Here is a 15461-nt window from a genome sequence, read left to right as displayed (position 1 = left end):
ACCATAATCTGAATACTGTAAAACCATACGGAGATATTTGGTTACCATTCGGAGCAATATTTTGACTAGTGGGTATGAATTAGTAGAATAAAAGCACTGGGAATAGGACCTTCACCTGAAATACCAAGGATATGGACACATTCTCATCAATTCTACTAACTCTGCACATTGCAGGCGGCACTATAGCGCTGGTAGCTGGCTGTGGCGCAATAATCACTACAAAAAATGTCAGGATACACAGGCGCTTCGGACGCTGGTACTTCTATGGAATGACCTTAGTATTCTTATCTGCTGTGGTTCTTGCTTTTCTAAGGGAGCTTTCTTTCCTGTTCATGATCGCCTTTTTCAGTTACTTCCTTGTGATAACAGGTTACAGATCGCTTAGACATAAGCGTATTCCTCACACTCACCCTGACAAATGGCTGGATGAGTTGATCGCCGTCATTGCACTAGTCTTTAATATCAGTCTTATCGGCTGGGGAGCTTATCAATACTACAATGGCGCCTCATTTGGTATCGTAGCAATAGTATTCGGATTAGTGGGTCTCAGCGTGCTGTATTCCTTTTCTAAAAAGCTCCGTCCGGGTACCTTGGATAAAAAGCATTGGCTATACAGTCACATTTCCGGAATGGGCGGAGGGTATATCAGTACCTGGACGGCCTTTCTGGTTGTAAATGTTGATTGGCTGCCTTCTATTGTAATCTGGTTGCTTCCCACAATCATAGGTACTCCCCTTATCTCTTACGCTATACGCCGGCAAAAGCTAAAGTCGGCCAGGCGACAAAAAAACACCGGATAATTGTCCGCAGCATTACATAACATGGCCAAACACGCTGTAAACCACATATTTCCCCTATGCATTCCGTTGAAAAGGTAAAACAAAACTACGGACTGTATGAAAAGATATTTTTTAATTACCGCACTGTCACTAGGCATGCTCGCCTGTGACGATGATGATGATTCTGGAATGATACCAGGCAATGCTGAGGAAACCGAATTCAGGGTAACGATTACCAACATCGGTACAGCCTTTCCTATTTTCCAGTCAGGCATATTTGATACGCCGGTGGGGGAATCAGCAGCCGGACCGGCAACACCGGGACAACTGTACTCATTTGAGTTTTACGCTACTCCAGGCATGTACCTCTCCTTCGCCACCATGCTGGTACAAACGAATGATATTTTTATCGCCCCTGAAAGTGATACAGGTATTCCGTTATTTGACAACGGCACACCCATAGAAGGTGATATAACAAGCCTGTTTACCTTTTGGGATGCAGGAACGGAAGTCAATGAAGAGCCGGGAAGCGGCCCCAATCAGGCCCCCAGGCAGAACGGCCCTGATACTGGCATCGATGAAAATGGAGTTGTCGCAGAGCTTTCTGCTGTAAACGATGGCTTCACCTACCCTTCTATTGAAGGTGTTGTTACCATATCACTTCAGGCAGTTGATGATGGCAGCAACATGTTTGTGCTCACTATTGAGAATATCTCGGGTAATAGTACGCTTCCGGGTCCGGTTTCTCCTGGGGCTTACGCTATTCACTCTCCGGCAGTTCAGCTATTCACCACAGGTGAACCTGCCAGTGAAGGATTAGAGGATATCGCGGAGGATGGCAATCCTGCCGCATTAGGTGATTTCACGAGGGCAAACACAGGCCTGGTGACGCCATTTTCTCCAGGCGTATACGTTGTATACAACAGCAGTGCCACGCCACTATTCGAGGAGGGCCAGACCGATCAGGGAAATGGCCTGGAAGCTATTGCGGAAGATGGAAACCCTGCAATGCTCGCCATGGCGCTTGGCACAAACAACGATGTATCATCCTACGGAGTTTTTAACACACCAGTCTCAGCTTCATCACCAGGACCAGTTTTCGCAGGACAGTCTTACTCATTCACAATTATGGCATCCCCAGGTGATCGTTTAAACCTCGCCACCATGCTCATTCAATCAAATGACCTTTTCATTGCCTATGGTGAAGGTGGATTACCATTATTTAATGGCAGCAGTCCCGCAGAAGGAGATGTCACACCCGGTTTCCGGATTTGGGATGCAGGAACGGAGGTAAATGAGTTTCCAGGCGCCGGACCTAATCAGGCTCCAAGGCAAAGTGGCCCTGATACTGGTACCATTGAGTCGGAGCCAATTGAAGAGGTAAATGATGGCTTTACGTATCCGGGTGCTTCTGACCTCATTACTATCACTGTAAGGGTTATATAGCTGTATCATCACAAGCAATAAAAAAAGCGCCCTGCTTTATGCAGAGCGCTTTTTGTACCTGTCTACAGGTGGTGTTAATTCATCATAGACACCAGCAGGTCATGCTGAGTAATAATATGCACCCGGTTCATTTCGTCTCTGACGAGCAAAGCCTTTCTTTCCTTATCAATAAGGCTGCTCAGCACATCAATGGTGTTATCCAGAGCCACAAAAGTCATGGGCTGATCCATAATCTCACCGACAGACTTATCACGTAATTCCGGATTTTCGATCAGTTGGTGAAGGAGCTTTTGGTCATTGATACTACCGATAAAATTATCTCCATCCACAACAGGCATCTGACTGATACCTTCCCGGTTGAGAATATTGATGGCTTCACCTACTTTCATATCCTTTGAGATAGTATAAAGCTGGCTCTTACCATTTTTACTTGTTATGATATCCTTTGCTGTATGAAAGGACTTACTATCTGTAAAGCCGTGATCTTTCATCCAGTCATCATTATAAATCTTATTCAGATAGCGGGTGCCATGATCTGGCAGGATCACTACCATGATATCATCTTCCTTCAGGTTCTCACGGGCATACTCAAGAGCTCCGTGCACAGCAGATCCGCAGGACCAACCTACAAAAAGGCCTTCTTCTTTAGCCAGACGACGGGTCATGATAGCGCCGTCTTTATCAGTAACCTTTACAAAGGTGTCGATCACGTCGAAATCAACATTTTTAGGAAGAATATCTTCTCCTATACCTTCAGTCAGATAAGGGTAGACTTCTGTTTCATCGAAAACTCCCGTTTCCTTATATTTTTTAAAAACAGAACCATAGGTATCGATGCCTACTGAAACAATGTCAGAATTCTGCTCCTTCAAATATTTACTTACTCCACACATGGAACCGCCAGTACCTACACCAGCTGCCCAGTGAGTGATCTTTCCTTCGGTCTGCTCCCATATCTCAGGGCCAGTGGTTTCATAATGTGCTTTTCCGTTACTCAGGTTATCGTACTGGTTAGGGTAAAAACTATTGGGTATATCGTTATTCAGCTTTTTGGCCACACTGTAGTATGAGCGCGGGTCCTCAGGAGACACGTTAGTAGGGCAAACTATGACCTCTGCTCCCATGGCACGCAGGATATTAATCTTTTCCTGAGATTGCTTATCAGCAAGCGTAAAAATACACTTGTAGCCTTTGGCAATAGCGCCCAGGGCCAGGCCCATGCCCGTATTACCCGATGTACCCTCAATGATAGTGCCTCCTGGCTTTAAAACACCTTCCTTCTCAGCATCTTCTATCATTTTCAGAGCCATACGGTCTTTCATAGAGTTGCCGGGGTTGAAATATTCCACCTTAGCGAGAACCGTACCTTTGATGCCTTGGGTTACGTTGTTGAGCTTAATAAGAGGAGTATCTCCGATTGTCTCAATAATAGAATTATACCACATGCTTATGGATTTAGCTGTTTTTTTGGTGCTGCAAAATTAGAAATAATGCTTTCTATATCCTATTTAAGAAACTGTGAAATCACGCATATCATTCCCGACCTCCATTTTTCAGCGAACATAAAACCGTATTGGCTGTTTTAAAGAAAAATAAGACTACATGGAAAACACACAGGATCTTAAAAACTTTCGGACGCCTCTTTCTGAAAAGATGGACACTCTTAAATCCGAGGGGTATGATAAAAATTTCGTATTCAAAAAGGACACCCTCTACCTTCAGGATACCGAAAACAGCTTTGCAGCCAGCGATCTGAAGCAAATCCGTGAATTCAGGTTTGAAGGTGAATCCAACCCGGGCGATATGTCTATACTATATGCAATAGAAACCTCTGACGGCACTAAGGGCACTATCAGCAATGCTTATGGTACATATGCTGATAACGGCCTGGAGAACTATCTAAAACAGGCAGAGGAAAAAGGCGCAAAGACTCAGTTCAACTAACTGCCTCTTTTACCGGCCAGAAGGTACAGGACGGCCATACGCACTGCTACGCCGTTTTGTACCTGTTCCAGTATAATGCTGTGATCAGAATCAGCAACATCGCTGGTTAATTCCACTCCCCTGTTTATAGGGCCGGGATGCATGATTGTGATTTCCTTATCCAGGCTATCAAGTAGTTGCTTATTTATGCCATAATAAAGCGAATACTCTCTAAGACTGGGAAAATACTTTATCTGCTGCCTCTCTAACTGGATACGTAATACGTTAGCTACATCACACCACTGCAGAGCCTTCCTAATGTTATACTCCACCCTCACGCCAAGTTCACTTATATGTCTTGGCAACAGAGTAGCAGGGCCGCATACCATCACTTCAGCACCGAGCTTCTGAAGAGCGAAAATATTAGAGAGCGCAACCCTACTATGCAAAATATCTCCAACAACAGCCACTTTCAAGCCGCCAACTTCTCCATACTTTTCCCTGATGCTGAAGGTATCAAGTAAGGCCTGAGTGGGATGTTCATGCGTGCCGTCTCCCGCATTAACAATATTGGCATCGATATGTCTGCTCAGAAAGTGGGGGGCACCGGGACTGCTATGTCTCATGACTACCATATCCACCTTCATGGCAAGAATATTATTAACAGTATCCAGGAGGGTCTCCCCCTTTTTGACTGAGCTATTGGAAGATGAAAAATTGATTACATCTGCAGAGAGGCGTTTCTCTGCAAGTTCGAAGCTCAGTCGCGTCCTGGTACTATTTTCAAAAAAAACGTTGGCGATGGTAATATCGCGGAGGGATGGCACTTTCTTAATAGGTCGATTTATCACCTCTTTAAAACTATCTGCCGTGTGGAAGATCAGTTGTATGTCGCCTTCGGTCAGCTCTTTAATGCCAAGTAAGTGGTCGACGGTGAGATGCTCCTGCATTAATTAGTTTCCTTATTGATGATCCAGATATTATCCTCGTCAAATCCCTGTTCCTTTAACTGTACAAGGACTTTTTGTTTTGGAGTTGTATTAATTGACCTTCCGGAGTAATCAGCTGAAATGGGTAATTCCCGGCTGTATTTTCTCTTTATCAACACCAAAAGCTCGATGCTTCTGGACCTCCCGAATGCCCCCATTGCATCAAAGGCAGCCCTTACGCTGCGGCCAGTATATAGCACATCGTCTATTACCACCACCCTTTTATCTTCAATAATAAAAGGCACTTTGGTAGCATTAGCCCTAAGCGGGCTGTCACGTCTCCTAAAGTCATCCCGATGAAATGTGGTGTCTAGGTAACCAAGAGGCACATCAATATCTGTCAACTCTTTCAACCGGGATTTAATGCGCTCTGCCAGGTATATACCTCTGGGCTGCAGACCTAAAAAAACAGTATCCGAAAAATCATCATGCCTTTCTATCAGTTGATGACAGAGTCTGCTGATGGTAATTCGTAAAAGTGAACTGTCAAAAAGCTGTCTTTTTTCCATATTAGGGCTAGCAAATATACGATATTCCCAAGAGTTACGATGCCTGCTACATTAATTCCTGCAATTCGCGAAAGTAAGCCGGGGCATATTGTAATCTACTTCCATACCACGAAAACATTTCCCCGTCCACACCCACAATTTTACTTCTGGGACTGACCTTAGAAAGTTCTTCTGCATGCTGTTGCTTGAACGGATAGGGTTCAGTAGATAAGAAGATAAAGTCAGGAGCCAATTGCCTGATCTTATTTTCCGGAAGTTCAGGATATCTCAACTCATGACTCATGACATTATCCATCCCCATACGGTTCAGCATATCATGAATAAATGTATCAGCCCCTACAGACATGTAAGGGTTTTTCCATATCAGATACAGAGCCTTTCTGCGGCGTTTTCCCACCAACATCAGTTTGGAAAACTCTTTTTCTATATCCTCAGAAAGTCTTTCCGCCTCTTCCTCACGAAAGGTGATTTTGCCCACCTCCCGGATCATTACTAGAGCCTCATCAAGATTATTGATATCACTAACCCACACAGGGCACACCTCCGCAAGGTGATCTATGTCCGACCGGGTATTCTCCTCCTTATTAGCAATAATAAAGTCAGGCTGAAGTTCTTTAATTTTATCAATCCATAGCCTTTTGGTGCCACCAACTTTCTCCTTTCGCTCAATGAGCGTTGCCGGATGGACACAAAACTTTGTAACCCCGACTATCTCTTCTTCCAAGCCAAGGTGGAAAAGCAACTCTGTCAGACTGGGTACTACAGAAACGATGCGCAAAGGCCTACCACTAAGGCTAACCCTGCGCCCGGTCATATCTGTATATTCTTTCAGGCTATTTGAGGTAGCCAAAGTCATGCGCTTCCGGTAGTTGAACCAGGAATTCGTATATCAAACCGATAACATTTTCCACGTCCTGTTTATGCACCATTTCTACGGTAGTGTGCATATACTTCAATGGCAGACTCACCAGGGCTGATGCGACTCCTTCATTGCTATAGGCAAAAGCATCCGTGTCTGTTCCGGTCGAACGGGAGGCAGCTGCACGCTGAAAAGGAATATTCTTATTCTCTGCGGTATCGATGATCATGTTCAGCACATTGTTATGTACTGCAGGACCATAAGTAAGTACTGGCCCCTGCCCGCATTTCTGATCCCCTTGCGAAGTTTTATCATACATGGGTGAGTGAGTATCATGGCATACATCCGTGACTATAGCCAAATTAGGCTTAATCCGCTGAGCAATCATCCGTGCCCCATTCAAACCCACTTCTTCCTGAACGCTATTTACGATATACAGGCCAAACGGAAGAGAGTCTTTATTCTCATGAATACGCCTAACCACCTCAGCAATCATATAACCCCCAATACGGTTATCGAGCGCCCTTGAGACAAAATACTTATCGTTCAACTCCATGTAGGTGGCCTCAAAAGTTATCACACAACCTACGTGAACTCCCAGCTCAAGCACTTCCTCTTTTGAGCTACATCCAAGATCTATAAAAATATTCTTAAGAGTTGGTTTGTCCTCTTTGTCCTTATCCCGGACGTGGATGGCAGGCCAGCCGAATACTCCTTTTACCATCCCATTATTCGTATGGACATTAACCCGCTTGCCGGGGGCTATTTGATGGTCTGATCCACCATTGCGCCGGACATAAACATAACCATCATCAGATATATAATTTACAAACCAGCTTATCTCATCAGCATGAGCCTCAATCACAACTTTGTAAGGATGATCCGGGTTGATTACACCTACAGCCGTACCGTACGTGTCTGCAAACCAATCATCTACGAAAGGCTTAAGGTAGTCCAGCCATAATTGCTGCCCAGACTTTTCAAACCCAGTAGGTGAAGGGTTATTAAGGTAAGATTCAAGAAATTTTATATTGTCAGTATCAGACATATGAGGTCAATAGTTTTTTGAGATCAAAAATTAAAGGGAGCGTGTGAGTCCTCCATCTACCCGGATATTTTGTCCGGTGATATAGCCAGCCGAATCAGATAATAAAAAAGCTACAGTGTCAGCAATCTCCGTCTTTTTGCCGGCACGGTGCAAAGGTATCAGATTCAGGCGTTCATCAGAAACATCGAATGTGTCGATAAAACCAGGTAGCACATTATTTATGCGGATACCCTTTTCTCCATACTTATCAGCATAGAGTTTAGAAAAAGCACCTAATGCTGCCCTTACCACACTTGAAACGGGAAAATCGAGACTAGGTTCCACAGCACCAAAAGCAGAAATCGACACAACAGCTCCCCGGGATTTCTCAAGATAAGGAGTTGCCACCTTTACAAGATGGATCAAATGAAAAAGTGCAATGTCAAATCCCTCTTGCCATTGATCAATAGTGAGCTGCAATAGCTCCCCTTTCGGAGGATGTCCGGTATTGCATACAATACCATCAATACGACCGTATTTTTCAATAGTGATGGAAACCAGGCCTTCTATATCTGACTTTTCGGTTGTGGAACCAAAGTATATCAGGGCTCCCGTTTCTTTTGCTACCACTTCGAGATCCTCACTTCGTGACATTAGAGCCAGCTTATAGCCTTCGGCGTGGAGCTTTCTGGCAATCTCAGCACCCATACCGCGACTGGCAGCAGTGACAATGATTACCCGGTCAGCCATTACAGTGGAATATTTCCATGCTTCTTCTTAGGCAATTTATCGGCCTTATTTTCCAGCATCGAAAAAGCCCTGATAAGTTTTTTACGTGTCTCGCGCGGCAAAATCACCTCATCTACATATCCGCGATGTGCTGCACGGTAAGGGTTTGCAAATTTCTGGGTGTAGTCATCTACCTTTTCCTGCAGCTTGGCCTCTTTATCCTCTGCTGCTGCTATTTCCTTCCGGAAAATAATTTCTGAAGCACCTTTGGCTCCCATAACAGCAATTTCTGCAGTAGGCCATGCAAAATTCAGATCTGCACCAATGTGTTTACTATTCATCACATCATAAGCACCTCCATACGCCTTACGGGTAATAACAGTCACCCGTGGCACGGTCGCCTCACTAAAAGCAAAAAGCAACTTAGCTCCGTTACTAATGATGCCCCGCCATTCCTGGTCAGTACCGGGCAAAAAGCCAGGTACATCCTCTAATACCAATAAGGGTATATTAAAGCAATCGCAGAACCTGACAAAGCGGGCTGCTTTCTTACTGGCATCAATATCAAGCACTCCTGCCAAAGAAGAGGGTTGATTACCTACTATTCCAATGCTCCTACCCCCGAGACGGGCAAAGCCTACGACTATATTATCTGCATAATTTTTATGCACTTCAAAAAAATCGCCCCGATCAACAATCCCCTGAATTACCTCCCGCATGTCGTATGGCTGGTTCGGATTGTCAGGCACCAGGCTATCCAACGCCTCCCTGATCTCATCCCCTTCCGGCTCGTAAGGAAGTTTTGAGGTCTCTTCCTCACAATTCTGGGGTATGTAGCTTAAGAGTTTTTTGATGTGCTCAATACAGTCTAATTCGTTAACACAACTGAAATGGGTCACTCCACTTTTCGTACTATGCGTACTGGCGCCTCCCAGCTCCTCAGAGGTTACGTTTTCCTGAGTTACGGTTTTTACCACATTAGGACCGGTCACAAACATATAGCTGGTATTCTCTACCATCATGATAAAATCAGTGATAGCAGGAGAGTACACCGCTCCACCTGCGCACGGCCCCATAATAGCAGATATCTGTGGCACTACACCCGATGCCAGTGTATTACGGTAAAAGATATCAGCATATCCTCCCAACGATACTACCCCTTCCTGAATACGGGCTCCTCCGGAGTCATTTAACCCTATGACAGGAGCTCCGTTTTTCATGGCCAGATCCATAATACGGACGATCTTTTCTGCGTGGGTCTCTGACAATGATCCTCCAAAAACTGTAAAATCCTGGCTATATACATAAATAAGGCGGCCATTGACTGTACCATAGCCGGTAATAACGCCATCACCAAGATAGTGCTCTTTATCCAGGCCAAAGTCTTTTGCCCTGTGCATCACAAATGCTCCCGTTTCCTCAAAGGAACCTTCGTCCAGGAGCAAATTTATACGCTCACGGGCTGTGAGCTTTCCTTTATTATGCTGTGCCTCGACTCGTTTAGGTCCACCACCTTGCAAAGCTTCCTCACGCTTTGTCTCCAGTAGCTTAAACTTTTCTTCATTAGTAGGCAGAGTGTATATTCGGGAGTTCTTTTCCTCTTTCGACATGGAGAAAACGGGTTAGTTGATGTCCGGTCAAATATAGAAACAGGGGCTGTAAAAATGAATTTTTAGAGCCTTGAATATTGTTTTAGTCAATTTCCGGCACTTTTTTTGCAAAATTCTTGTCTGACTTTCAATAGCTGAATGATTAAGGCAGAACCTAATTGATAATCAGAAGAATGCAAAAGCGCATAGCGGTAATAGATATGGGAACCAATACCTTCCACCTGCTGATCGTACTCACGCAGGAGAAAGGATTTGTGGTCGAACGCCGCGAACGCGTGGCCGTCAAAATAGGAAAAGGCGGCATTAATGAAGGGTTTATCACCAAATCCGCATGGAAAAGAGCCATAGATGCATTGCTGGGATTCAAAGGTATTATTGAAAACAGCAAAGTTGATGAGGTTTTTGCTACGGCAACCAGTGCCATCCGTAACGCCCGCAATGGAAAGGACCTTGCCTCAGAAATAAGCGAACGGACTGGTATACCAGTTCGGATTATCAGTGGTGAACAGGAAGCCGAATATATCTATTTTGGGGTCAAACAAGCACTGCCGCTGGGAAAGGAAAATAGCCTGATTATGGATATTGGAGGGGGTAGCGTAGAGTTTATTATTGGAAATGAAACTGAAGTGTATTGGAAAAAGAGCTATGAAATAGGCGCGCAACGATTATTAGATTTATTTCATGCTCACGACCCTATTCTAGAAAAAGATATTAAAAGACTGGAAGAGTATCTTCAGGAAAAACTCTTCGGCCTATCTGATGCCATAGTCGCCTATTCTCCAAAAACCCTCATAGGATCAAGTGGCACTTTTGATACTTTAAGCGACATCTATTTGATAAAAAATAATCTGGAAAAAGAACCAGGCGCAACCGAATATCCGCTCCCGGTATCAGAGTATAAATCCATTCATGCAGATCTACTGACCAAGGATCGTAGTCAAAGACTACTCATTCCCGGCATGGCTGATATGAGAGTTGACATGATCGTTGTGGCAAGCTGTCTTATCAATCACATATTGCATACCTATGGGTTTAGCCAAATGCGGGCTTCAGCTTTTGCGCTTAAAGAGGGGGTTTTACACCACATTATTCATTCAATCCGTAAGAACCTCAATAGCCATTCTGACGTCAAGGCTAATTTATAGAACTGTGCCTCCTACCGCAAGCTAATTTTTTTAAATTTGCCATCCGTTACATCAGGAGGCATATGCATACTTATACCTACGAGAGGCTTTACCAGTTTACCTATAAAGTCCTTATTTCTCTTGGACATTCTAAAGAAAACGCTCGTGAAGCTACAAGGGTCCTGCTTTCTGCAGACCTCCGCGGAGTAGACTCTCATGGTGTTGCCCGTCTAATCGGCTACGTCAGGCTATTTGAAGCCGATAGGGTTAACCCCAAACCCAATATCCAGATTACTCATGAAACCCCCTCTACGGCTGTAATTGATGGTGATGAGGGACTAGGGTTAGTTGTAGCGCCGGAAGCAATGCGAGTGGCTATAAAGAAAGCCCATGAGGTTGGCACCGGGTGGGTCTCTGTAAAAAACTCTAATCATTACGGTATAGCCGGGTATCATGCCATGATGGCTTTGGATGAGGATATGATCGGCATATCTATGACAAATGCCTCCCCTTTGGTAGCCCCTACGTTCAGTATCGAAAGGCTACTGGGTACTAACCCTATCGCAGTAGCTATTCCAGCCGGAAATCAGCCTCCGTTCGTAGCTGATATGGCAACTACTACCGCTGCAAATGGAAAACTCGAAATACTTCAAAGAAAAAATCAGGCGGCACCAGAAGGATGGATACAGGACAAAGAAGGTATAGTTTCTACTAATCCTTACCAGCTTAAAGAGGGTGGTGCATTACTGCCATTAGGAGGAGACAGGGAGCATGGAAGTCATAAAGGGTATTGCCTGGGGTCAGTGGTTGATATTTTCTCCGCTATCCTTTCGGGAGCTAATTATGGCCCGTGGGTTCCTCCCTTTGTTAGCTTTCTTCCATTGTCCCCTAACCCAGTCGGGGAGGGTATCGGACACTTCTTTGGAGCTATGCGAGTTGACGCTTTCCGTCCTAAAGCAGAGTTTTTCAGTCATATGGACAAGTGGATCGAAACATTTAGAAACTCTCAAACCATAGCAGGCCAGGATAGGGTGATGATACCAGGGGACCCGGAAAGAGAAATGGAAAAGGAAAGAACAGAAAATGGCATCCCCCTTCTGGAGCCTGTAATTAATGATCTGAAAAGCCTAGCAGATAAATTCGGAATTGAATTATAGATTTATGCCTGCCCTCACTACTACCGGGCTATTGTATGGTGACCTTCGGTCATCATGCAGAAAGTTATACAGAACATAAAAAGATATAGATGCCCGCCTGCCTAATGGTTGGGTTAATCCTCCTCCGGCAAAGGCACCCGGAACCCATTCTCTTCTTGAAAATGGCTCACTATTTTCATCAAAAGCCAGCACCTCCAGATTAATAGCTTCGTATTCTGTATGTATGAAGAAGTTTCGGTAGAAGTTATACCTGCCAAAAGTTCTTCCACCATATATTGATGTGGATAAGTCTACACCTTGCTGTTCCGTTTTCAGGTATTGGTAGGTGATACCAAGTCCTGCTGAAAACCTGTCTGTAACTCTGTACCCGACAATAGGTGAGACATCCACAAAAATTCCATTGAAGAAATTCACCGAGAAATTACCTCCGAAGAAAACCCGGTCAGAAAAGGATGAATCATCCTGGTTTTGCGCCTGTACAGAAAAAGCTCTAAAAAAACAGAATGCAAAGATTAAAACCCCTTTATACATATGACTATTCTTCCACAAGGATATAAACGTCCTCGCTTTCTTTTTTCATATAGTACTTTTCCCTGGCAAATTTTTCAAGAAGCTTCTTATCCGTCATTAGCTCCTTTTGATCCTTCTTCACTTCTTCAATCTTTTGAAGATAAAATGCCTTCTCCCTTTCCAGGTCATTAAGTCGTGAAGTCATTTGCCACTGTGTGATCAGATCATTAGTATCAAAAAACAGCATCCATGCCAGAAAAATACTGCCAACGATCAAGTAAAAGTTCTTCGCTATGGGAGGTATACGATTCAGCATAAAGGATTTAGTATTAAAATAGTAAAAGCAAATCTAATAAAAAAGCCCCTTTCGGGGCCTTATCTCTTTATTAGAATTTCCTGCCGGGGAAATAGGCTGTTTCTCCCAGTTCCTCTTCAATTCTAAGCAACTGGTTATACTTTGCCATCCGGTCAGAGCGTGAAGCCGATCCGGTTTTTATTTGTCCGGTATTTAAAGCAACTGCCAAATCAGCTATGGTGGTATCCTCAGTCTCGCCACTTCTATGGGACATTACTGATTTAAATCTGTTTTTATGAGCAAGGTTGACAGCATCAATCGTTTCTGTCAAAGACCCTATCTGATTTACTTTAATAAGTATAGAGTTAGCAATATTCTCATCGATTCCCCTCTGAAGTCTATTGACGTTTGTAACGAACAGGTCATCACCTACAAGCTGAATTTTATTACCCACTGATGTAGTCATGAGCTTCCATCCATTCCAGTCATCCTCAGCCATTCCATCTTCGATGCTTAGGATGGGGTATTTGTTAACCCATTGGCTCCAATACTCCACCATTTCCTCAGGACTTACCTTCTTCCCTGAAGACTTCTTAAAATGGTACATATTGGTGGCTTCATCATAGAACTCCGTGCTTGCTGCATCCAAGGCTATGAACACGTCTTCTCCAGGTCTGTATCCGGCCTTTTCTATAGCCATAAGCACAACCTCAATAGCCTCCTCATTACTTGAAATGTTAGGAGCAAAACCACCTTCGTCACCAACATTAGTAGACAGACCCTTATCTTTTAGTACCTTCTTTAGGTGGTGAAAGATTTCAGTCCCCATTCTCAAAGATTCTGAGAAGGTATCAGCCCCAACAGGCATTACCATGAATTCCTGAAAATCAATTGAGTTATCTGCGTGACTACCTCCATTAAGAATGTTCATCATTGGGACCGGTAGTGTATTTGCATTTACGCCCCCTATGTAACGGAACAAGCTTTGTCCAGCCTCCAATGCTGCAGCTTTCGCTACTGCTAGGGATACACCTAAAATGGCATTCGCTCCCAGTTTATTTTTGTTATCGGATCCATCCAGCTCGATCATTACCTTGTCAATAAGGTTTTGTTCAAACACTGAGAAGCCTATAACCTCTTCAGCAATATCACCATTAACATTATCCACTGCCTTTGTTACGCCTTTACCCAAAAACAATTTATCATTTTGGTCTCTGAGCTCTACTGCTTCATGCTGCCCGGTAGAAGCACCAGAAGGGACCGCCGCACGGCCGACTATTCCATTGCTGGTTACGACATCAACTTCTACAGTAGGGTTACCTCTTGAATCCAGGATTTGTCTGGCGTGTATACTTTCTATCAGACTCATGGTTAAAAATTTAGTGATTACTCGAAACTAGATACAAATTTATCAAAAAGATACCGGCTATCATGCGGACCAGGTGATGACTCAGGGTGGTACTGTACACTAAAGGCTTTACGTCCATTAACTTTCAGCCCCTCTACTGTATCATCATTAAGATTCACATGAGTGATTGTTACTTTATCAGAAGAATCAATTTCTTCTCTCCTAACACCAAAGCCATGGTTTTGAGACGTAACTTCACAAAGACCTGTCTCAAGATTCTTAACCGGATGGTTAAGCCCTCTATGACCGTGATGCATTTTATATGTAGGAATATCGTTGGCAAGAGCCAAAATTTGATGACCAAGGCAAATACCAAACAGAGGATTATTATCTTCCTGAATTCTCCGGGTGGTTTCTACAGCATAAGGCATAGCTGCTGGATCACCAGGTCCGTTAGAAATAAAGTACCCGTTAGCACCCCACTCTTTCATTTCTTCATAGGATGTATGTCCAGGAAATATTTTACAGTAACAGTCTCTATCTGTAAGGTTTTTTAGAATACTGGTTTTAATACCAAGATCAAGCACAGCAACCTTATATTTTGCATCAGCAGACCCGAGAGTGAAATTCTCTTTAGTGCTTACGTCTGAGGACAATTCAAGACCTGACATGTCAGGCACTTTATCTAATTTCTTTTTCAGTTCATCAACATCCAGAATCTCGGAACTGATAATAGCATTCATAGCGCCTTTGCTACGTATATGACGAACAAGCTTCCGGGTATCAACCTCAGCAATACCTATCACATTCCCTTTTTCAAGGTATTCCTGAAGACTACCATCTGCCAAATTTCTGCTGTAAAGCTCTGAAAAGCTATTAACAATAAGCCCATTAATTTTAGGGTAATCTGATTCTTGTTCAAGGTCGAAAACACCGTAGTTACCAATATGAGAAGTTGTATTAACAATTATCTGACCATAATAAGAAGGGTCAGTATAAATCTCCTGATAACCAGTCATACCGGTATTAAAACAGATCTCGCCTCCTTTGGTCCCTTGTTTTCCTATGGATTTACCTCTGATTACAGTGCCATCTGCAAGAAGTAAGAGCGCTTCTTTATTAGGGGTGTGTTTCATATTATTGATCTTATTCCGGG

16 protein-coding genes are annotated in these 15461 nt (G+C 43.8%); 5 read left to right on the top strand and 11 right to left on the bottom strand.

The features are described 5' to 3' along the window. Positions 1-131 precede the first annotated feature (131 nt). A complete protein-coding gene (locus AB9P05_RS12560; protein WP_371909173.1) occupies positions 132-800 on the top strand; it encodes a hypothetical protein in 669 nt (222 codons plus the stop codon). A 96-nt stretch (positions 801-896) separates the two neighbouring features. After that, on the top strand, positions 897-2225 hold the full coding sequence (locus AB9P05_RS12555) for a spondin domain-containing protein (RefSeq protein ID WP_371909172.1): 1329 nt from the start codon (positions 897-899) through the stop codon (positions 2223-2225). Positions 2226-2299: 74 nt separating this feature from the next. Here AB9P05_RS12555 and AB9P05_RS12550 read toward each other — a convergent pair whose 3' ends face one another. Then, a complete protein-coding gene (locus AB9P05_RS12550) occupies positions 2300-3670 on the bottom strand; it encodes a cystathionine beta-synthase (RefSeq protein ID WP_371909171.1) in 1371 nt (456 codons plus the stop codon). Between the two features lie 157 nt (positions 3671-3827). Here AB9P05_RS12550 and AB9P05_RS12545 point away from each other — a divergent pair, with 157 nt between their 5' ends. Next, entirely contained in the window at positions 3828-4169 is a 342-nt protein-coding gene (locus AB9P05_RS12545) for a hypothetical protein (RefSeq protein WP_371909170.1), read from the top strand. Here AB9P05_RS12545 and AB9P05_RS12540 read toward each other — a convergent pair. Genes AB9P05_RS12540 through AB9P05_RS12515 form a run of 6 tightly spaced genes read right to left on the bottom strand, consistent with a single transcriptional unit; the run spans position 4166 to position 9871 of the window. Further along, a complete protein-coding gene (locus AB9P05_RS12540) occupies positions 4166-5098 on the bottom strand; it encodes an aspartate carbamoyltransferase catalytic subunit (protein WP_371909169.1) in 933 nt (310 codons plus the stop codon). The genes AB9P05_RS12545 and AB9P05_RS12540 overlap by 4 nt on opposite strands. Next, complete coding sequence (pyrR, locus tag AB9P05_RS12535; protein WP_371909168.1) at positions 5098-5646, bottom strand: bifunctional pyr operon transcriptional regulator/uracil phosphoribosyltransferase PyrR; 549 nt, start codon at positions 5644-5646, stop codon at positions 5098-5100. Before pyrR ends, AB9P05_RS12540 begins: the two co-directional genes overlap by 1 nt. 46 nt (positions 5647-5692) lie before the next feature. Further along, positions 5693-6502, bottom strand: a complete 810-nt coding sequence (locus AB9P05_RS12530; RefSeq protein WP_371909167.1) for an ABC transporter substrate-binding protein — start codon at positions 6500-6502, stop codon at positions 5693-5695. Further along, positions 6480-7553 (bottom strand): M42 family metallopeptidase, encoded by a 1074-nt coding sequence (locus tag AB9P05_RS12525; RefSeq protein WP_371909166.1) that lies wholly within the window; start codon positions 7551-7553, stop codon positions 6480-6482. Before AB9P05_RS12525 ends, AB9P05_RS12530 begins: the two co-directional genes overlap by 23 nt. Before the next feature lie 30 nt (positions 7554-7583). Next, positions 7584-8282, bottom strand: a complete 699-nt coding sequence (locus AB9P05_RS12520; RefSeq protein WP_371909165.1) for an SDR family oxidoreductase — start codon at positions 8280-8282, stop codon at positions 7584-7586. Further along, positions 8282-9871 carry an acyl-CoA carboxylase subunit beta gene (locus AB9P05_RS12515; protein WP_371909164.1) on the bottom strand — a complete coding sequence of 530 codons (1590 nt, stop codon included), beginning with the start codon at positions 9869-9871 and terminating at the stop codon, positions 8282-8284. The genes AB9P05_RS12520 and AB9P05_RS12515 overlap by 1 nt, the downstream gene beginning before the upstream one ends. A 200-nt stretch (positions 9872-10071) precedes the next feature. Between AB9P05_RS12515 and AB9P05_RS12510 the strand changes: the two genes are divergently transcribed. After that, positions 10072-11016 (top strand): exopolyphosphatase, encoded by a 945-nt coding sequence (locus AB9P05_RS12510; RefSeq protein ID WP_371909163.1) that lies wholly within the window; start codon positions 10072-10074, stop codon positions 11014-11016. A gap of 62 nt (positions 11017-11078) precedes the next feature. Then, positions 11079-12152 carry an Ldh family oxidoreductase gene (locus tag AB9P05_RS12505; protein WP_371909162.1) on the top strand — a complete coding sequence of 358 codons (1074 nt, stop codon included), beginning with the start codon at positions 11079-11081 and terminating at the stop codon, positions 12150-12152. Here AB9P05_RS12505 and AB9P05_RS12500 read toward each other — a convergent pair. The 4 genes from AB9P05_RS12500 to carA form a co-directional block, all read right to left on the bottom strand. Continuing rightward, on the bottom strand, positions 12147-12683 hold the full coding sequence (locus AB9P05_RS12500) for a hypothetical protein (protein ID WP_371909161.1): 537 nt from the start codon (positions 12681-12683) through the stop codon (positions 12147-12149). The two genes, AB9P05_RS12505 and AB9P05_RS12500, sit on opposite strands and share 6 nt — an antisense overlap. Positions 12684-12687: 4 nt before the next feature. Further along, positions 12688-12978, bottom strand: a complete 291-nt coding sequence (locus AB9P05_RS12495) for a septum formation initiator family protein (RefSeq protein WP_371909160.1) — start codon at positions 12976-12978, stop codon at positions 12688-12690. A gap of 70 nt (positions 12979-13048) precedes the next feature. Next, the gene (gene eno / locus AB9P05_RS12490; RefSeq protein ID WP_371909159.1) at positions 13049-14326 is read right to left on the bottom strand and encodes a phosphopyruvate hydratase; all 1278 of its coding nucleotides are present in this window, start codon (positions 14324-14326) and stop codon (positions 13049-13051) included. Positions 14327-14343: 17 nt separating this feature from the next. Then, positions 14344-15441: a glutamine-hydrolyzing carbamoyl-phosphate synthase small subunit gene (gene carA / locus AB9P05_RS12485; protein ID WP_371909158.1), complete on the bottom strand. Its 1098-nt coding sequence runs from the start codon at positions 15439-15441 to the stop codon at positions 14344-14346. Between the last annotated feature and the right edge of the window lie 20 nt (positions 15442-15461).

The sequence above is a fragment of the Roseivirga sp. BDSF3-8 genome (assembly GCF_041449215.1).
Taxonomy (GTDB): domain Bacteria; phylum Bacteroidota; class Bacteroidia; order Cytophagales; family Cyclobacteriaceae; genus JBGNFV01.
The sequence above is the reverse complement of the archived record's forward strand: the minus strand, read 5'-3'. Positions and strand labels throughout refer to the sequence as shown.